The following is an 18,324-nucleotide window of genomic DNA, read 5'->3' as shown; positions in this document are numbered from 1 at the left end:
AATGAAACGGACAAAATCTATACATCACGCCTCGTTCCGCAAAAGCTGGAGCGCGCGCCATCTGACTCCTGTCGCCCTGGCAGTTACCGCTGTGTTTATGCTCGCGGGCTGTGAAAAGAGCGACGAAACGGTTTCGCTTTATCAGAACGCTGACGACTGCTCTGCGGCGAATCCGGGTAAAAGCGCCGAATGTACTACCGCGTTTAACAATGCGCTGAAAGAAGCTGAACGTACCGCGCCAAAATACGCCACTCGTGAAGACTGTATCGCTGAATTCGGCGAAGGCCAGTGCCAGCAGGCTCCTGCGCAAGCGGGTATGGCACCGACCGGTGAAGGCCAGGCTCAGGCACAGAATCAAAGCAGCGGCAGCTTCTGGATGCCGCTGATGGCGGGCTACATGATGGGTCGACTGATGGGCGGCGGAATGGGCGCTCAGCAACCGCTGTTCAGCTCGAAAAACCCAGCCAGCCCGGCTTACGGCAAATACACTGATGCCAGCGGTAAAAACTACGGCGCAGCAACGCCGGGTCGCACCATGACCGTACCGAAAACCGCTATGGCACCGAAACCAGCCACCACCTCTACCGTAACCCGCGGCGGATTTGGTGAGTCTGTGGCCAAACAGAGCACCATGCAGCGTAGCGCAAGCGGCACCACCACACGTTCAATGGGTGGCTGATCGTCATGGAAAGAGTCAGTATTGTTGAGCGCCCGGACTGGCGCGACAAAGCCACCGAATACGGTTTCAATTTTCACACTATGTACGGCGAGCCGTACTGGTGTGAAGACGCGTACTATAAGCTCACCCTTGCTCAGGTTGAAAAGCTGGAAGAGGTCACCGCAGAGCTGCATCAAATGTGCCTCAAGGTGGTGGAAAAGGTCATCGCCAGCGATGAGTTGATGACCAAGTTTCGCATTCCGAAGCATACCTGGGGCTTTGTCCGCCAGTCCTGGCAGACACAGCAACCGTCGCTCTATTCACGTCTCGATCTGGCGTGGGACGGCACGGGTGAACCCAAGCTTTTAGAAAACAACGCCGATACGCCAACCTCGCTGTACGAAGCCGCGTTTTTCCAGTGGATCTGGCTGGAAGATCAGCTCAATGCGGGCAACCTGCCGGAAGGCAGCGATCAGTTCAACAGTCTGCAGGAAAAACTGATCGAGCGTTTCACCGAGCTACGTGAGCAGTATGGTTTTCAACTGCTTCATCTGACCTGCTGTCGTGATACGGTAGAAGATCGCGGTACGATCCAGTATCTGCAGGATTGCGCTGCCGAAGCTGAGATCGCTACAGAATTCCTCTATGTAGAAGATATTGGTCTTGGTGAAAAAGGTCAGTTCACCGACATGCAGGATCAGGTAATCGCTAACCTGTTCAAGCTCTATCCGTGGGAATTCATGCTGCGTGAAATGTTCTCCACCAAGCTGGAAGACGCTGGCGTTCGCTGGCTGGAACCGGCCTGGAAGAGCATTATCTCCAACAAAGCACTGTTGCCGCTGTTATGGGAAATGTTCCCGGACCATCCGAACCTGCTGCCAGCGTACTTCGCCGAAGACGACCATCCGCAGATGGATAAATTCGTCGTCAAACCGATCTTCTCGCGCGAGGGGGCTAATGTCTCCATCATTGAGAACGGTAAAACGATCGAATCCGTGGAAGGACCGTACGGTGAAGAAGGCATGATCGTGCAGCAGTTCCATCAGCTACCGAAGTTTGGCGACAGCTATATGCTGATTGGCAGCTGGCTGATCAACGATCAACCAGCTGGGATCGGCATTCGTGAAGACCGCGCGTTGATCACGCAGGATCTGTCACGTTTCTATCCGCATATTTTTGTCGAATGATTGAAAGTGCCGGGTGGTGGCTTCGCCTTACCCGGCCTACGACGCGAACTTAATGCCCGATAAGCGCAGTGCCATCGGGCATTCATCATCCTACCTGCACCGACAACATACTTAAACTTCCCATCTCAATACCATCTACCGGGATCGTGACAGACTCTTTACCATCCCAAGCCCCGAGTACATACAGCAGCGGCAGATAGTGATCCGGCGTCGGGTTCGACAACGATCCACCTTCATGATCGAGATAGTTCACCAGTGGGTGCTGCTCAACCGGTCCCTGCCATGTCAGGTTTGCCTTAACATAGTCATTGAATGAAGTCGCCCACGGATAAGGCGTGTTCTCACCGTGCCAGCGCGCAGTGCGCAGGTTATGCACCACGTTACCACTGGCCACCAGCATAATGCCCTCATCACGCAGCGCCGCCAGCTTACGGCCCATCTCAAAATGCCATGACGCGGGTTTGGTGCTGTCGATACTCAACTGCACCATCGGAATGTCCGCATTCGGATACATCTTGATCAGCACGCCCCAGGAACCGTGGTCAAAACCCCAGGCTTCTTTGTCCAGGGTAACAGGCACAGGAGCAAGCAAGTCAACCAGATGCTGCGCCAGTTCAGGCGAGCCGGGAGCCGGGTAATGGGTGTCATATAATGCTTGCGGAAAACCGCCAAAATCGTGGATCGTTTTGGGGGCTTCCATCGCAGTCACACCCGTTCCACGGGTGAACCAGTGCGCCGAGACCACCACAATGGCTTTCGGACGCGGCAACGTTTCCCCCAGTTGCTGCCAGGCACGGGTATAAACGTTATCTTCCAGAACATTCATCGGGCTACCGTGACCCAAAAACAATGCTGGCATACGAGTTGAAGACATGATGATATCCTTACTGAGGGAGTCATTTTGATACCACCACAATACGCTTATTCGGTTGATGAAGAACTCAGATAACGATGATGAAGATCATCAGTTATTTTGACGATCCAACCCGGATAGCAGATTGATAAGGAGTTTTATTTGTCGATGTCAGTACCTTTACTTCTGACTTTACTGGCAGGTGCCGCCACGTTTATCGGCGCATTTCTCGGCGTGTTAGGGCAAAAACCGTCTAACCGCGTTCTCGCCTTTTCTTTAGGCTTCGCCGCCGGGATTATGCTACTGATCTCCCTTATGGAGATGCTACCTGCTGCGCTGGCCGCTGAAGGTATGTCGCCAGTATTAGGCTACGGAATGTTCATCGTTGGCTTACTGGGCTACTTTGGCCTGGACCGTCTATTGCCGCACGCGCACCCTCAGGATCTGGTACAAAAAACAACGCAGCCTCTACCCGGCTCTATTAAACGCACCGCGATTTTATTAACGCTCGGCATCAGCCTGCACAACTTTCCTGAAGGGATTGCGACGTTTGTTACCGCCAGTAGCAACCTTGAGCTGGGCTTTGGTATTGCCCTCGCCGTTGCATTGCACAATATTCCTGAAGGATTAGCGGTGGCGGGTCCCGTCTATGCCGCCACAGGCTCCAAACGTACGGCGATATTCTGGGCAGGGATTTCAGGTATGGCAGAAATACTGGGCGGCGTACTGGCGTGGTTAATTCTCGGTAGCCTGATATCACCGGTGGTGATGGCGGCAATAATGGCGGCTGTCGCAGGTATTATGGTGGCGCTGTCCGTCGATGAATTGATGCCGTTGGCAAAAGAGATCGATCCCAATAATAATCCCAGCTATGGGGTGTTATGTGGAATGTCGGTGATGGGATTAAGCCTCGTCATCCTCCAGTCAATGGGAATCGGATAATCCAGAGGGCGGATGCCACCCTGCAAATTTACAGCATCCGCTCATCCATAGCAGAATATGAAGGACTAATCCTGTTCCTTAATCGCGCTGTTATCTTCACCAGAGCGACGAAAGAGTTTGTTTCGCGCTTCAAGTAAGGCATCTCTGTCCTGGCGGAATGCCCGACAATAACGTTTCATATGGCAATAATAACCCACCGCAACGAGTGCAATTAATACAATCCAATACCAGGCAATAAACATTCTTCTACCCTTAAAATTTAACATCATTAAACATTTAACGTTAAAATTTTACACAACCTTATTCTGACATACTCATATAGTGGCATATTTCAGAAACAAATATATGATTTCGATCATATAAATCAGCGGCTAAGCTATTAGCCAAACTCGTTATAGACAATTAAAACAATGTCGACAAGATCACACTACGCAATAATAAATATTGTTCTTAAAATATCTCACTCATACTATCAAAAAATAATAAAAATTAGCTCCTGAAGAATAATACATTTCATCAATATTAATTAATGCATTACAAAAGTAGTATTAGCAATACCATTTTATTTTATCAAAACCGTAAAAACATAATATATTCAGCAAGATTATATTTATAGGTAATATAAGGAGATATATCCATGTTTACACAATACCGAAAAACACTTCTGGCAGGGACTCTGGCACTGACATTTGGATTAGCAGCAGGAAACTCTCTTGCCGCTGGTTTTCAACCGGCCCAACCTGCAGGAAAATTGGGCGCAATAGTAGTTGACCCTTATGGAAATGCCCCGCTTACTGCGCTGGTTGAATTAGATAGCCACGTTATTTCAGATGTTAAAGTTACCGTCCATGGTAAAGGTGAAAAAGGCGTTCCGGTGACTTATACCGTCGGCAAAGAGTCACTCGCCACGTACGATGGCATTCCTATTTTTGGCCTTTATCAAAAGTTCGCAAATAAGGTAACCGTTGAATATAAAGAAAACGGTAAGGCCATGAAAGATGATTATGTGGTGCAAACATCAGCCATCGTAAATCACTACATGGATAACCGCTCAATATCTGATTTGCAGCAAACAAAAGTGATTAAAGTAGCACCGGGTTTTGAAGATCGTCTTTATCTGGTGAATACCCACACCTTTACCCCGCAGGGTGCAGAATTCCACTGGCATGGCGAAAAAGATAAAAATGCCGGCATCCTGGATGCGGGTCCAGCTGGCGGCGCACTCCCCTTTGATATCGCACCCTTTACCTTTGTCGTCGATACGGAAGGTGAATATCGGTGGTGGCTGGATCAGGACACCTTCTATGACGGCCATGACATGGATATCAACAAGCGCGGCTACCTGATGGGTATTCGTGAAACACCGCGAGGCACCTTCACCGCCGTCCAGGGCCAGCACTGGTATGAATTCGATATGCTGGGGCAAATTCTGGCCGACCATAAGCTGCCTCGCGGATTCCTCGACGCGTCGCATGAGTCGGTCGAAACAGTGAACGGCACCGTACTGCTTCGCGTGGGTAAACGCGATTATCGCAAAGAAGATGGCCTTCACGTACATACCATCCGCGACCAGATTATTGAAGTCGATAAATCTGGACGTGTTGTTGACGTATGGGATCTGACACAAATTCTCGACCCGATGCGTGACGCGCTGCTGGGTGCGCTGGACGCAGGCGCGGTATGCGTCAACGTGGATCTCGCTCACGCAGGCCAACAGGCGAAACTGGAGCCAGATACCCCCTATGGTGACGCCCTCGGCGTTGGTGCGGGCCGTAACTGGGCTCACGTCAACTCCATTGCCTATGACGCTAAAGATGACTCCATCATTCTTTCTTCCCGCCATCAGGGTGTCGTCAAAATCGGTCGTGATAAACAGGTTAAATGGATCCTGGCACCGTCTAAAGGCTGGAATAAGGCGCTGGCAAGCAAACTGTTAAAACCGGTTGATGATAAGGGCAACGCGCTGAAGTGTGATGAAAACGGTAAGTGCGAGAATACTGATTTCGATTTTACCTACACCCAACACACCGCCTGGCTCTCCAGCAAAGGAACGCTAACCATCTTTGACAATGGCGATGGCCGTGGACTCGAACAACCGGCTCTACCAACAATGAAATACTCCCGATTCGTCGAATATAAAATTGACGAGAAAAAAGGAACCGTTCAGCAAGTTTGGGAATACGGGAAAGAGCGCGGTTATGATTTCTACAGTCCTATCACGTCGGTAATTGAATATCAAAAAGACCGCGACACGATGTTTGGATTTGGTGGTTCTATTAATTTATTTGACGTTGGACAGCCAACCATCGGCAAAATCAACGAAATTGACTACAAAACAAAAGAAGTCAAAGTCGAAATTGATGTCCTTTCCGATAAACCAAACCAAACGCACTACCGCGCATTACTGGTTCGCCCACAACAAATATTTAAATAATTTCGTTAGATTAAGGATTAATTATGTCATCTAAATGGATTACTTCATTATTTAAAAGCGTGGTATTAACGGCAGCGCTGGTTTCACCATTTGCAGCATCGGCTTTTACTGAAGGTACTGACTATATGGTGCTGGAGAAACCGATTCCCAATGCTGATAAAACGTTGATCAAAGTATTCAGCTACGCCTGCCCATTCTGCTACAAATATGATAAAGCCGTGACCGGCCCGGTGTCAGATAAAGTTGCCGATCTCGTCGCCTTCACACCGTTTCATCTCGAGACCAAAGGAGAATACGGCAAACAGGCCAGTGAAGTATTTGCAGTAATGATTGCTAAGGATCAGGCCGCAGGAATTTCATTGTTTGATGCCAAATCACAGTTCAAAAAAGCTAAGTTTGCTTACTACACTGCCTACCACGATAAGAAAGAACGCTGGTCTGACGGTAAAGATCCCGCTTCATTCATCAAAACAGGACTGGACGCTGCAGGTATGAGTCAAGCAGACTTCGAGAGCGCCTTAAAAGAACCCGTAGTCCAGGAGACACTGGAAAAATGGAAAGCGGCTTATGATGTTGCCAAAATCCAGGGGGTTCCGGCTTACGTCGTCAATGGTAAGTACCTGATCTACACCAAAAGCATCAAATCGATTGATTCCATGGCTGAGCTTGTCAGAGAGCTGGCGACAAAATAAACAGGGAACCGGCTATGGATTTTATCAAAGGATTGTGGCGAGACTTATGTACCGCACCGGTTAATACCCTGGTGAGATGGCAGGAGCGACGCTTTTTGTGGTTGCTAATGGCTTGTGCCATGGGTGGGTTAATTATTCTGGCGCACTCGTTCTTCCAAATCTATCTCTACATGGCCCCTTGCGAGCAATGTGTATACATCCGCTTTGCCATGTTTGTGATGGTTTTCGGTGGGCTGATCGCGGCAATAAACCCTAAAAACCTCATTCTAAAACTGGTCGGCTGCATTGCGGCATTTTATGGCAGCATTATGGGCATTAAGTTCTCTATCAAACTTAATGGCATTCATTATGCGGTACATAACCCGGACCCGGATTCGCTCTTTGGCGTACAGGGATGTTCCACCGATCCGACATTCCCTTTCAATTTGCCGCTGGCAAACTGGGCTCCAGAATGGTTTAAGCCCACTGGAGATTGCGGCTATGACGCACCTGTCGTTCCTGATGGCGTAGCGCTTAGCAGCATGCAAAAGTGGTTTGTCGATTTGTACCAGCAGTCCGAAGGCTGGTATCTGCTCCCGCCATGGCATTTTATGAATATGGCGCAGGCTTGCCTGCTCGCTTTTGGTTTGTGTTTAGTGCTGTTGCTGGTAATGAGCGGAGCCTGGGCACTTAAACTGGCCAGAACTAAATAGCCAGGCTGCAATAACAAAAAACCGAAGTCAGAAAACTGACTTCGGTTTTTTTATCCCTACCACGGTTGTCGCGGTAGTCAGCAATTAGCTGGCTTTGCGCTCATGCGCCTGACGGTAAGCCACCAGGTCTTCGATAGTCACTACAGCCATATTATGCTTACCGGCAAATTCGATGCACTCTGGCGCACGGGCCATGGTGCCGTCATCATTGGTCAGTTCGCACAGCACACCGGCTGGTTTAAACCCTGCCAGCGTCATCAGGTCGATGGTTGCTTCAGTATGACCACCGCGGGTCAACACGCCGCCAGCCTGAGCACGCAGCGGGAAAACGTGCCCCGGACGGTTAAGATCGGAAGGTTTTGCGCCATCCTTAATTGCCGCACGCACCGTTGTAACACGGTCTGCTGCGGAAACGCCGGTGGTTACGCCTTCTGCGGCTTCAATGGTCACGGTAAAACCGGTACCGTAAGCGCTGGTGTTATTTTCCACCATCATTGGCAGATCGAGCTGTTTGCGTCGGTCTTCAGTGATGCACAGGCAAACAATACCGCTACCGTGACGGATGGTCAGCGCCATCTGTTCTACGGTCATGGTTTCTGCCGGGAAAATCATATCGCCTTCGTTTTCACGGTCTTCGTCGTCAAGCACCATTACACCGCGTCCTTCACGCAGCGCAGACAGCGCATGTTCAACACGTTCGAAAGGCGTACCAAAAGAGGAAAGTAGCGTCTGATTCATGGTAAAAAAACCTCACTAAAATTATGGTTACCAGAATCAGGGCAGTCTTAGGAGTACCGTCTAAGCGGCAAAAAAATAACGTGAGCGGGTCCATGCCCGACTGGATCGTTACTCTCTCCCATCCGGACTCTAACCGTCGGCCCCGGAATTACACCGGATCTGCTGACCTTTTTGCCGTAACAAAAAGCGCTCGCGGGCTTTCAACATCAGTTGATTTACCGCCGGTGGGGAATTTCGCCCCGCCCTGAGAATAAGCGGGTTAACTATAACGCTATTGATTACCTTCATCAACGCCTTTACTCGTCTTAGCTTCACACAATTCTGGTTTATGCCTGTGCCAGTTCGCACTACAATAGGCAGCAACACGTACCAGTTCAGGGAAACCACAATGATTGACCCGAAAAAAATTGAGCAGATTGCTCGTCAGGTTCACGAGTCGATGCCGAAAGGGATCCGCGAGTTTGGCGAAGACGTCGAGAAGAAAATTCGTCAAACGCTGCAGTCACAGCTGACCCGTCTGGATCTGGTAAGCCGCGAAGAATTCGATGTACAGACTCAGGTTTTATTGCGCACGCGTGAAAAGCTGGCGCTGCTTGAGCAACGTCTGACTGAGCTTGAATCACGTGATAAAACGGCAGACGTTAAGCCTGCCCCCGCGATCCCGTCAGTTGATCCCCAAGAGTAAAAACGACAACGGGCCGCAAGGCCCGTTTTTCTGTTAGTGTTCCAGTTCTAGCTTCCTGGCTTCCGTCGCCTGCTGGCAGTACAGCGCATAGCGTTTGCAAAACCAGCTACGATGTTCTTCATCCATATTCCCGGTTATCGCCTGGATATCAATGGGATGGCCCTCAGCCTGCATCCTGGCAAAACTACGGGCCAGGAAATCGAAATTGTTCAGTGAATACATATTGCTGTTCATGAGCATACCCTCCAGTTATTGAATATCTGCTAAGGCCATATGCTTTTTCTAATTTCAGTATTTCCCTGGATACGAAGTTATTCTGTACATATTGTGCGCAAAACTACTGCGCGGGTTCACAGTTTCCTATGAAATCTAAGAGGGCATGAAATATGGCGGGTATATCAGGGAAAGAGGCGCTGCGGCTGAAGAATAAAGCGAAAAAAAGCCGGATGGCGACGCGAAAGCGTCTTATCCGGCCTACAAACGTTACGTCACGTAGGCCGGATAAGGTGTTCACACCGCCATCCGGCAAACTTTTCAGGTGTTATTTATCGCTGTCTTTCTGGATCTTATTGATGATATTAGTCGTGGAGCAGCCATCTTCGAAGTTCAGCACCAGCACTTCACCGCCGTTCGCCCACACCTCTTCACTACCCGCAATCTGCTCCGGCTTATAGTCGCCGCCTTTGACCAGCAGATCCGGCAGAATGCCAGCAATCAGACGCTGCGGCGTATCTTCTTCAAAAGAGACCACCCAGTCGACGGCCTCCAGCGCGCCCAGTACGATCATACGCTGTTCCAGCGGGTTGACCGGACGCGTTTCACCTTTCAGACGTTTGGTCGAAGCATCGCTGTTGACCGCCACGATCAGGCGATCGCCCAGCTTGCGCGCATTCGCCAGATAGGAAACATGGCCCGCATGCAGGATGTCGAACACACCGTTGGTCATTACCACTTTCTCGCCGCGCTTGCGGGCGCTGGCAACGGCCTGTTTCAGCTCAGATTCGCTCATCACGCCAAAGCCAGTATCGGCCCGACCGCGCACGGCGTTTTCCAGTTCAATCGGAGAAACAGTGGAGGTCCCCAGCTTACCAACGACAACACCGGCTGCGGCGTTAGCAAAATAGCACGCCTCTTCCAGTGAGTTACCCGCCGCCAGCGTCGCCGCCAGCACGCCGATAACCGTATCGCCCGCACCGGTCACGTCATACACTTCCTGCGCCTGGGTCGGCATATGCAGCGGCGATTTTCCCGGCTGCAGCAGCGTCATCCCCTGTTCGGATCGCGTGATCAGCAGTGCGGAAAGGTCGAAATCAGCAATCACTTTCATGCCGCGTTCAACCAGTTCATCTTCGCTTTTGCACTTGCCCGCCACCGCTTCAAACTCAGACAGGTTCGGCGTCAGCAGCGTTGCGCCACGGTAGCGTTCAAAATCGGTTCCTTTCGGATCGATAAGCACCGGCACCCCAGCCTTACGCGCCAGAGCAATCATCTGCTGCACGCTTGCCAACGCGCCTTTGGCGTAGTCGGAGAGCACCAGAGCACCGATAGAACCCAGCGCCTGGTTAATACGCTCGTGCAGCGGCTGCGGATCCACACCTTCAAAACCTTCTTCGAAATCCAGGCGAATCAGCTGCTGGTTGCGGGAAAGCACGCGCAGTTTGGTGATCGTCGGATGGGTCGGCACGGAAACGAAATCGCATTTTACGTTCACATCCGCCAGCGTTTTGCTCAGCGCACGCGCCGCGTCGTCAATACCGGTCAGGCCCACCAGACGCGAATTCGCTCCCAGAGAGGCAATGTTCATCGCCACGTTTGCTGCGCCACCGGGACGTTCTTCGATGGTATCGACCTTCACCACCGGAACCGGCGCTTCAGGTGAAATACGGCTGGTAGGACCGTACCAGTAGCGATCCAGCATAACATCACCGACAACCATGACTCCTGCACGTTCAAACTCTGGCAGCGTTACTTTCATTCCTGTCTCCTGAGAGATTCTCTGAGGGTCTTAAAATTTGCGCGCGATAATAGCACACTTCACTCGGCAACCAGCCACTTCTGCCAGCTGTCACGCACCAGCGTACGTTCAGCGTCAAAGTGCTCCAGCGCCACATGGCCCGGAAGTTCCTGCAACGCAAGATGATGAAGTTCATCACGCAACGTCGTATAAGCACGGGTAAGCGCCAGCGCTTCCTGCTCGTCCATAATGTCGTTTTGCGCCAGTAATTCCAGAATGCGCACGTTATCCGACCAGCGCGTCAGCTTCGGTTTTTCATGCGCATAGCGCAGCACCAGATACTGCGTAATAAACTCAATGTCTGTGATGCCGCCTTCATCCGCTTTGATATCAAAACGATCGCGATGCTTATTGCCCAAATGGGCACGCATTTTCTCACGCATTTCGCGCACCTCGGTCTGCAAGGTTTTCCCATCGCGGACGAGGGTCATGATATCGCGACGAATCGCATCAAACTGAGAGGTCAACTGCGGGTCGCCGTACACTACGCGAGCACGCACCAGCGCCTGATGCTCCCATGTCCAGGCTTCGTTACGCTGATAATCGGCGAAAGCATCAGCCGATGTCACCAGCATTCCCGCCGCCCCTGACGGACGCAAACGCGCATCCACTTCGTACAAAATACCGGACGAAGTACGGGTACTGAAGAGGTGCATAATGCGCTGCGCCAGACGCAGATAGAACTGTCGCCCGTCAATCTCACGCTCACCGTCCGTCATCACGTCCATCGGACAGTCATGCAGGAAGATCAAATCGAGATCCGAGCTGTAACCCAACTCCCAACCGCCCAGCTTGCCATACCCGACGACGGCAAAGCCACGCCCCTCGCGTTCGCCAAGATGAGTGGGTTGACCGTAGCGCGCGACCATCTGCGTCCACGCCTGCTGGACTACCGCATCAATAATAGCTTCCGCCAGCCAGGTTAAATGGTCGCTCACCTTCATCACCGGCAGCGTACCGGCGATATCAGCCGCAGCAATACGCAGTAGCTGCGTTTGCTTAAACTGGCGCAGAGCCTCAAGTTGCTGCTCTTCGTCATCTTCCGGCACGCGCAGCAAATACTGGCGCAGCTCATCACGGTAGGCGTCCGTCGCGGTGGGTTGATACAGGGTGTTCGGATCCAGCAGTTCATCGAGCAACAGCGGATACCGCGCCAGCTGGCTGGCGACCATCGGCGAGGCCGCACAGAGCGAAATCAGATGCTTCAGCGCCCCGGGGAATTCGCTCAGCAGTTCCAGATAGGTCGTACGGGTAACAATCCCTACCAGCAGAGGGGTAATGCGCGATAGCGGGACTGAGGCATCGTCACGCGTACAGACATCGCTCAGCAGATGCGGCATTAAATGATCCAGCACCTGGCGTCCGCGTGGACCAATGGTGCGTTTATCCAGCTCTTTGCGGAAATCAGCAATCAGAGACAGCACGCGCCGGCGATCGTCATCCGCCAGATGCGTCAGCACCGGCGTGGTGTCATCTTCCTGTAATGCATCCTGCCACAGTTCGCGCCACTGTTCTGAAAGCGACTCTTCCTGGGTTTCAGATTCGTCATCGCCAATCAGCTCGTTAAATACCCGGCGTACGTTGTCCATATGATTGGCCAGCACATCAGTTAATTGCTGCCAGTCATCAACGTTCATCCCCCACGCCAGCCGCGCGCGATTCAGTTCATCGCCTGGCAACGTTTGGGTCTGTTCATCATTGATGCTTTGCAGCAGGTTTTCCAGGCGGCGTAAATAGAGATAGGCTGCTCGCAGTTGTTCCGTATCGGTATCAGACAGCAGGTGCAGCGCATTGATGGCGCTAAGCGTCGGTAACAGCGAGCGGGATTGCAGCGACGGTTCACGTCCGCCGCGAATCAGCTGGAATACCTGCACGATAAATTCTATTTCGCGAATACCGCCCGCCCCCAGCTTGATGTTGTCTTTCAGACCACGGCGGCGCACTTCACGCGCAATCATCCCTTTCATGTTACGCAACGACTGGATCACGCTGAAATCAATATAGCGACGGAAAACAAAAGGCCGCAGCATGGCACGAAGCTCGCTGACGTAAGTGCCGTCGGCATCGCCCATAATGCGGGCTTTGACCATCGCATAGCGTTCCCAGTCGCGCCCTTGCTCCTGGTAATAATCCTCCAGCGCAGAGAAGCTCAGTACCAACGGACCGCTGTCACCAAACGGGCGTAAACGCATATCCACCCGATAGACAAACCCATCCATTGTGGGCTGATCTAATACCTTAATGAGCCGCTGGCCCATACGGGTAAAGAACTGGGCGTTATCCAGCTCGCGTCGCCCGCCCTGTGTGCTGCCATGTTCTGGCCAGGCAAAAATCAGGTCGATATCGGAGGAAAAATTCAGCTCGCCGCCACCCAGTTTCCCCATGCCTAAAATCAGCAGCGGCTGCGCCACACCTTCAGGATTACAGGGCGTACCCCATTCGCGACAGCAGGCGGCGTATAACCAGTCACGCGCGGCGACGATCAACGTTTCAGCCAGATGGCTTAGCTGCTGCAAAATACTCTCTTCGGTCACCAGCGACAACGTCTGTGCCCAGGCGATACGCACCATAATGCGACGGCGAAACAGGCGTAACTCACGCATCAGCGTGTTTTCATCACTAACGTCAGCCAATGTTTGCTGTAACCAGTCGGCATAGTGTTGCCATTCATCCGCCAGGGGTGGAGCGCTTTCCAGCTCAGCCAGCCATTCGGGATGGGCAATAATGCTGTCACGGACAAAATCGCTGAATGTAAGTACTGACTTCGCCTGAACGCTAAGCGAGGACTCAGATATTGCTGCTGGCAGCCGCTCAACAACGGTCGGCCAGTACTGCTGTAACGGTGAAGAGAGCTGCTTCATTTACGGGTTATCCTTTGAATGGTGCCGGATGCGTCTTTTCGCCTTATCCGGCCTACATGACAGTTACACACATCGCGTAGGCCTGATAAGCGCAGCGCCATCAGGCATCCCGGCCTCGGCGCTGATTATCGTTTTCCGCTGTGCAGCCAGAACGGTTCCAGTGCAATTGCCTCGTTACGGAAGTGTTCAATTTCAATATATTGGTTGGCCGCAATGGCGTGGCGCAAACCCTGCCAGTTGGCGATCCATTCTGATGCGACATTTTCATCGTAGTATCCCGCCAGCATCAGCATGCTATCAATGTTGCGCGTCAAACGTGGAAGCTGATCGGCGTACTGATCGCCCAGCGGCTGCGCAAAAGCGGTTTTCAGCTCAGCGGCATGGCGTGAAAGATGGGTATCCGAGAAACGCTTAAAGGAGTCGGCAATTTTTCCCTGCGCCTTCGCATCAAGGAACGGCTGCCATCCTTTGGTCACCAGCCATTCGGTCAGCGCCAGCTTGGCCATTGCCGTTTGCGTGCTGTAAACCGCCGAAACAGCAGAAACGTCCGACGAAATGATCGCTTCCGACTGGGTCAACAAATCACGTAAGTGAGCGCTCGCTTTTCGCGGCACATTACCGCCAAACAGCATCAGAATGTGACGCACCAGGCCCATAGCCGCCAGCACCTCGGCTTTCGCCCCTTTAACGCCGCGCACCCACAGCTCTTCATGGTACTGCCACTGTGATAATGCCAGCTCCAGCGCCGCTTCCAGCCCCTGCTCAATACTCGCTTTCGCCGGAACTTTCAAAATGCGTGTCGGCTTAAGTTCGCGCGGCGCATTCCCCTGAGCCAGGTGATAACCGCGCGCTGCTTTGCTCAAGCTACCCTGGCGTAAACCGGTTTGCGAAACCAGCTGGTTTGCCAGCTTCAGTACCGCACGGGTATCGCCGCTTAGCAGTTCAAGTTCAAGCTCACAGATAGGTTCTGCAAACTCGCCCGCTTTCACCTCCCCCAGATCGAGGGCCATTTCAATCCGGCTGCCATCAACATCAACCAACCATTTCTCACGGTAAAAATCGGTGCTGAACAACGGCTGCACTTGAGAAGCAAGTTCAGCAGGCAGCTCGCCATCAGGCCAGACTTCCGTTGGGAACAAGGTGAGGTCCAGCTCAGGCGCGTTTAGCGCAACGTTATATTCCGGCCGTTGGTGCAGTCCGCCCGTCACGCGTCCGGCAATTTTCATGGTCATTTCGTAATGACCATTTTCACCGCGAATACGCAGCCCCATATCGTGACCACGCAACCACGCATCCGGTGTTTCGTAGTAGATATTCAGCAACTGGCTGGGCGCATGATGCTCTCCCCCCAGCGTATTCAGACGTTCACGTAGCGCATCTACAGCGTCACTATTGACGATAAATTTTAATTCGATTTCCTGGGCCATGGTCTTGTACTTATGGGTTATGTCACAGTTGAGAAAACTGACTGCGAACTAAGTTCGTTCTTTATGGTCAGTAGATAGTATTTTGCGCCAAATTGCCATGCAACGAGCAATTTGACGGGCGTAAAAGTTTCGAGTGGTGGCAAAAAGGACACAGATGATTCCGATTGATGTCGAATGCTTTGCGTAGAGACACTGATGCCACTACTATCGTTCCACTTTCTATGACAATAACGACAGCCTGATGCCAAAATTACGCCTGATTGGATTAACTTTACTCGCACTTAGCGCCACTGCAGTCTCTCATGCCGAAGAAAAGCGCTATGTCTCTGACGAACTGAACACCTGGGTCCGCAGCGGTCCGGGAGATAATTATCGCCTCGTGGGTACGGTTAACGCCGGCGAGGAAGTCACGCTATTACAGACCGATGCCAACACTAACTACGGCCAGGTGAAAGACAGCACCGGACGTACCGCCTGGATCCCACTGAAAGAGCTGAACAGTACGCCGAGCCTGCGTACCCGCGTTCCCGACCTGGAAAACCAGGTTAAGACCTTGACCGATAAGCTCAATAATATCGATACCACGTGGAACCAGCGCACCGCTGATATGCAGCAAAAGGTAGCGCAAAGCGACAGCGTGATCGACGGGCTGAAACAAGAAAACCAGAAGCTGAAAAACGAGCTTATCGTGGCGCAAAAGAAGGTCAGCGCAGCCAACCTTCAGCTTGATGACAAACAGCGCACCATCATCATGCAGTGGTTTATGTACGGTGGCGGCGTGTTGGGTCTTGGTCTGCTGCTCGGCCTGGTTCTGCCACACATGATCCCAAGCCGTAAACGCAAAGATCGCTGGATGAACTGAATCGCCTTCTCCGCCACACTGACATATGATTAAGGGATCATAGTTTTCAAAAGGAAAGTGGCGTGAAGATTTATCTGGTCGGTGGTGCTGTTCGGGATGCGTTATTAGGGCTACCGATTAAAGATAAAGATTGGGTTGTTGTTGGCGCCACGCCGCAAGAGATGCTCGACGCGGGCTACCAGCAGGTAGGCCGCGATTTTCCCGTGTTTCTGCATCCGCAAACCCGCGAAGAGTATGCGCTGGCGCGTACCGAACGTAAGTCAGGCTCGGGGTATACCGGGTTCACCTGCTATGCCGCCGCAGATGTCACGCTGGAGGCCGATCTTCAGCGTCGTGACCTGACCATCAACGCAATCGCCCGCGATGACGACGGGGAGATTATCGACCCGTATAACGGACGCGACGATCTGGAAAACCGTCTGCTGCGCCATGTTTCATCTGCCTTTAGCGAAGATCCGCTGCGCGTACTGCGCGTGGCACGCTTTGCTGCCCGCTACGCACATCTCGGTTTTCGGATTGCTGACGAAACCATGACGCTAATGCGTGACATGACCGCCGCTGGTGAACTGGAGCATCTGACACCAGAGCGGGTGTGGAAAGAAACCGAAGGCGCATTAACCACCCGTAACCCACAGGTATTTTTCCAGGTCCTGCGCGACTGCGACGCACTGCGCGTCCTGTTTCCGGAAGTGGATGCTTTGTTTGGCGTTCCAGCTCCCGCGCAGTGGCATCCGGAAATCGACACCGGCATTCACACGCTGATGACGCTGTCGATGGCAGCCATGTTAAGTCCGGAGGTCGACGTGCGTTTTGCTACGCTGTGCCACGATCTTGGCAAGGCATTGACGCCTAAAGCGCTGTGGCCGCGCCATCACGGCCACGGTCCGGCGGGTGTTAAGCTTGTCGAACAACTGTGCCAGCGCCTGCGCGTGCCGAATGACATCCGTGATTTAGCCAAACTGGTTTCCGAGTTCCACGACCTCATTCATACCTTCCCGATCCTGCAGCCGAAAACCATCGTTAAGCTGTTTGATTCCATCGATGCCTGGCGCAAACCGCAACGCGTGGAGCAAATCGCCCTCACCAGCGAGGCCGATGTGCGTGGGCGAACCGGTTTTGAAGCGGCAGATTATCCGCAAGGCAGACTGTTGCGCGAAGCCTGGCAGGTTGCGCAGGCGGTGCCAACGAAAGACGTGGTTGAAGCTGGATTCAAAGGTCAGGCAATTCGTGAAGAACTGACCCGGCGTCGCATCGCGGCGGTAGCCAGTTGGAAGGAGCAGCGTTGCCCGAAAGCGTAGACACTGCGTTGCCGGATGCGCTGTGCTTATCCGATCTACAGGTTCGAAATGGATATAACCCGTAGGCCGGATAAGGCGGAACGCCGCCATCCGGCACCACGGTAAGTCATCAGAAGAACACGACGTAAACGGCAGCCGCCACAATAAAGCGGTAAATCGCAAACGGAATGAACGAGATGCGTTTAATCAGTTGCAGGAAGGTTTTGATCGCCACCAGCGCCACGATAAACGCCGTCACAAATCCGACTGCAAACATCGGGATATCTGATGCGCTAAGGAAAGACCAGCTCTTGTAGAGATCCAGCGCCGTCGCGCCCATCATCATCGGCACGGCCAACAGGAAGGAGAATTCCGAGGCCGCGTAACGACTCACGCCCATCAGCATGCCGCCAGAAATCGTCGCCCCGGAGCGAGAAAAACCCGGCCACAGCGCCAGACACTGGAAACAGCCAATCATAAACGCCTGGCGATAGGTCATATCATCCAGACCCGGCGCACGCGGTTCTTTCGGCTTCAGGCATTCTGCGGCAATCAGCAGTACACCACCCACCACCAGCGCATACATCACGTTGATCGGGTTAAACAGCGATTTGATGGTGTCGTGGAAGATTAGCCCCAGTACCACGGCTGGAATCATCCCCAACAGGATATGTCCCAGCGTCAGTCGACCTTTGCCAGTGCCTTCATGCGGAGCCTTGCCGAAGTGAATACCGATCAGGCCAAACAGACGTCGCCAGAACATCACCACAACGGCCAGGATAGAACCTAACTGGATAACCACTTCGAATGTTTTCGCAGTGTCACCCTCAAAACCCAATAAGTGGCCAACAATAATCATATGGCCGGTACTGGAAACGGGTAAAAATTCCGTCAATCCTTCGACCACACCCAAAATTGCCGCCACCAGCAGCGAGTGCATATCACTCATTAATAAACCCCTAGATAGAGAAACCACGGCAAAAAAGAGCCGACGAAAGGACC

17 protein-coding genes and 1 riboswitch are annotated in these 18,324 nt (G+C 52.4%); of the genes, 9 read left to right on the top strand and 8 right to left on the bottom strand.

Translation table 11 applies throughout. The features are described 5' to 3' along the window. Position 1 precedes the first annotated feature (1 nt). Together OGX90_RS05565 and OGX90_RS05560 are read left to right on the top strand one after the other, a co-directional pair. Entirely contained in the window at positions 2-679 is a 678-nt protein-coding gene (locus OGX90_RS05565) for a DUF1190 family protein (protein WP_003024591.1), read from the top strand. 5 nt (positions 680-684) lie between these two features. After that, the gene (locus tag OGX90_RS05560; RefSeq protein ID WP_079934119.1) at positions 685-1,845 is read left to right on the top strand and encodes a glutathionylspermidine synthase family protein; all 1,161 of its coding nucleotides are present in this window, start codon (positions 685-687) and stop codon (positions 1,843-1,845) included. 85 nt (positions 1,846-1,930) lie between these two features. Here the strand turns inward: OGX90_RS05560 and ygiD are convergent, their stop codons facing one another. After that, positions 1,931-2,719 (bottom strand): 4,5-DOPA-extradiol-dioxygenase, encoded by a 789-nt coding sequence (ygiD, locus tag OGX90_RS05555; RefSeq protein WP_032945034.1) that lies wholly within the window; start codon positions 2,717-2,719, stop codon positions 1,931-1,933. A 147-nt stretch (positions 2,720-2,866) separates the two neighbouring features. On the opposite strand from ygiD, the gene zupT reads away from it, so the two are divergent. Then, positions 2,867-3,640, top strand: coding sequence for a zinc transporter ZupT (zupT, locus tag OGX90_RS05550; protein ID WP_003024600.1), 774 nt, complete (start codon positions 2,867-2,869; stop codon positions 3,638-3,640). Between the two features lie 65 nt (positions 3,641-3,705). On the opposite strand, the gene OGX90_RS05545 is transcribed toward zupT, so the two are convergent. Further along, complete coding sequence (locus tag OGX90_RS05545) at positions 3,706-3,882, bottom strand: hypothetical protein (protein WP_003828416.1); 177 nt, start codon at positions 3,880-3,882, stop codon at positions 3,706-3,708. Between the two features lie 395 nt (positions 3,883-4,277). Between OGX90_RS05545 and assT the strand changes: the two genes are divergently transcribed. From assT to dsbI, 3 genes are read left to right on the top strand one after another with little or no spacing between them, the layout of a single operon-like run. Further along, positions 4,278-6,074, top strand: a complete 1,797-nt coding sequence (gene assT / locus OGX90_RS05540) for an arylsulfate sulfotransferase AssT (protein ID WP_213752716.1) — start codon at positions 4,278-4,280, stop codon at positions 6,072-6,074. Between the two features lie 23 nt (positions 6,075-6,097). Continuing rightward, positions 6,098-6,766, top strand: coding sequence for a thiol:disulfide interchange protein DsbA/DsbL (locus tag OGX90_RS05535; RefSeq protein ID WP_008785833.1), 669 nt, complete (start codon positions 6,098-6,100; stop codon positions 6,764-6,766). A gap of 14 nt (positions 6,767-6,780) precedes the next feature. Further along, complete coding sequence (gene dsbI, locus OGX90_RS05530; protein WP_286623310.1) at positions 6,781-7,458, top strand: protein-disulfide oxidoreductase DsbI; 678 nt, start codon at positions 6,781-6,783, stop codon at positions 7,456-7,458. A gap of 84 nt (positions 7,459-7,542) precedes the next feature. On the opposite strand, the gene ribB is transcribed toward dsbI, so the two are convergent. Next, positions 7,543-8,196 carry a 3,4-dihydroxy-2-butanone-4-phosphate synthase gene (ribB, locus tag OGX90_RS05525; RefSeq protein WP_003828424.1) on the bottom strand — a complete coding sequence of 218 codons (654 nt, stop codon included), beginning with the start codon at positions 8,194-8,196 and terminating at the stop codon, positions 7,543-7,545. Positions 8,197-8,302: 106 nt separating this feature from the next. Continuing rightward, a riboswitch (FMN riboswitch) is annotated at positions 8,303-8,452 on the bottom strand. Between the two features lie 132 nt (positions 8,453-8,584). Between ribB and ubiK the strand changes: the two genes are divergently transcribed. Continuing rightward, the gene (ubiK, locus tag OGX90_RS05520; protein WP_020996337.1) at positions 8,585-8,881 is read left to right on the top strand and encodes a ubiquinone biosynthesis accessory factor UbiK; all 297 of its coding nucleotides are present in this window, start codon (positions 8,585-8,587) and stop codon (positions 8,879-8,881) included. Between the two features lie 33 nt (positions 8,882-8,914). Here the strand turns inward: ubiK and glgS are convergent, their stop codons facing one another. From glgS to OGX90_RS05500, 4 genes are all read right to left on the bottom strand, one after another. Next, positions 8,915-9,121: a cell surface composition regulator GlgS gene (gene glgS / locus OGX90_RS05515; protein WP_008785836.1), complete on the bottom strand. Its 207-nt coding sequence runs from the start codon at positions 9,119-9,121 to the stop codon at positions 8,915-8,917. Between the two features lie 301 nt (positions 9,122-9,422). Beyond that, positions 9,423-10,856 (bottom strand): bifunctional D-glycero-beta-D-manno-heptose-7-phosphate kinase/D-glycero-beta-D-manno-heptose 1-phosphate adenylyltransferase HldE, encoded by a 1,434-nt coding sequence (gene hldE, locus OGX90_RS05510; RefSeq protein WP_286623308.1) that lies wholly within the window; start codon positions 10,854-10,856, stop codon positions 9,423-9,425. 59 nt (positions 10,857-10,915) lie between these two features. Then, on the bottom strand, positions 10,916-13,756 hold the full coding sequence (glnE, locus tag OGX90_RS05505; RefSeq protein ID WP_286623305.1) for a bifunctional [glutamate--ammonia ligase]-adenylyl-L-tyrosine phosphorylase/[glutamate--ammonia-ligase] adenylyltransferase: 2,841 nt from the start codon (positions 13,754-13,756) through the stop codon (positions 10,916-10,918). 125 nt (positions 13,757-13,881) lie between these two features. Then, positions 13,882-15,183: a CYTH domain-containing protein gene (locus tag OGX90_RS05500; RefSeq protein WP_048215523.1), complete on the bottom strand. Its 1,302-nt coding sequence runs from the start codon at positions 15,181-15,183 to the stop codon at positions 13,882-13,884. 241 nt (positions 15,184-15,424) lie between these two features. Between OGX90_RS05500 and OGX90_RS05495 the strand changes: the two genes are divergently transcribed. Next, a complete protein-coding gene (locus OGX90_RS05495; protein ID WP_003828434.1) occupies positions 15,425-16,045 on the top strand; it encodes a TIGR04211 family SH3 domain-containing protein in 621 nt (206 codons plus the stop codon). A gap of 62 nt (positions 16,046-16,107) precedes the next feature. Then, entirely contained in the window at positions 16,108-17,343 is a 1,236-nt protein-coding gene (locus OGX90_RS05490; RefSeq protein WP_032945041.1) for a multifunctional CCA addition/repair protein, read from the top strand. Between the two features lie 109 nt (positions 17,344-17,452). On the opposite strand, the gene bacA is transcribed toward OGX90_RS05490, so the two are convergent. After that, positions 17,453-18,271 (bottom strand): undecaprenyl-diphosphate phosphatase, encoded by an 819-nt coding sequence (gene bacA, locus OGX90_RS05485; RefSeq protein ID WP_003828439.1) that lies wholly within the window; start codon positions 18,269-18,271, stop codon positions 17,453-17,455. Positions 18,272-18,324 lie beyond the last annotated feature (53 nt).

The organism is Citrobacter sp. Cpo012 (assembly GCF_030333015.1).
Taxonomy (GTDB): domain Bacteria; phylum Pseudomonadota; class Gammaproteobacteria; order Enterobacterales; family Enterobacteriaceae; genus Citrobacter; species Citrobacter portucalensis.
Note: the sequence above shows the minus strand (reverse complement) of the source record. Positions and strands in the feature narration are given on the sequence as shown.

Coding starts and splice junctions, on each gene's coding strand:
- dsbI (WP_286623310.1), top strand. CDS start 6,781: ATGGATTTTATCAAAGGATTGTGGCGAGACTTATGTACCGCACCGGTT.
- glgS (WP_008785836.1), bottom strand. CDS start 9,121: ATGCTCATGAACAGCAATATGTATTCACTGAACAATTTCGATTTCCTG.
- glnE (WP_286623305.1), bottom strand. CDS start 13,756: ATGAAGCAGCTCTCTTCACCGTTACAGCAGTACTGGCCGACCGTTGTT.
- ygiD (WP_032945034.1), bottom strand. CDS start 2,719: ATGTCTTCAACTCGTATGCCAGCATTGTTTTTGGGTCACGGTAGCCCG.
- OGX90_RS05545 (WP_003828416.1), bottom strand. CDS start 3,882: ATGTTTATTGCCTGGTATTGGATTGTATTAATTGCACTCGTTGCGGTG.
- zupT (WP_003024600.1), top strand. CDS start 2,867: ATGTCAGTACCTTTACTTCTGACTTTACTGGCAGGTGCCGCCACGTTT.
- OGX90_RS05560 (WP_079934119.1), top strand. CDS start 685: ATGGAAAGAGTCAGTATTGTTGAGCGCCCGGACTGGCGCGACAAAGCC.
- ribB (WP_003828424.1), bottom strand. CDS start 8,196: ATGAATCAGACGCTACTTTCCTCTTTTGGTACGCCTTTCGAACGTGTT.
- OGX90_RS05565 (WP_003024591.1), top strand. CDS start 2: ATGAAACGGACAAAATCTATACATCACGCCTCGTTCCGCAAAAGCTGG.
- OGX90_RS05495 (WP_003828434.1), top strand. CDS start 15,425: ATGCCAAAATTACGCCTGATTGGATTAACTTTACTCGCACTTAGCGCC.
- bacA (WP_003828439.1), bottom strand. CDS start 18,271: ATGAGTGATATGCACTCGCTGCTGGTGGCGGCAATTTTGGGTGTGGTC.
- ubiK (WP_020996337.1), top strand. CDS start 8,585: ATGATTGACCCGAAAAAAATTGAGCAGATTGCTCGTCAGGTTCACGAG.
- assT (WP_213752716.1), top strand. CDS start 4,278: ATGTTTACACAATACCGAAAAACACTTCTGGCAGGGACTCTGGCACTG.
- OGX90_RS05500 (WP_048215523.1), bottom strand. CDS start 15,183: ATGGCCCAGGAAATCGAATTAAAATTTATCGTCAATAGTGACGCTGTA.
- hldE (WP_286623308.1), bottom strand. CDS start 10,856: ATGAAAGTAACGCTGCCAGAGTTTGAACGTGCAGGAGTCATGGTTGTC.
- OGX90_RS05535 (WP_008785833.1), top strand. CDS start 6,098: ATGTCATCTAAATGGATTACTTCATTATTTAAAAGCGTGGTATTAACG.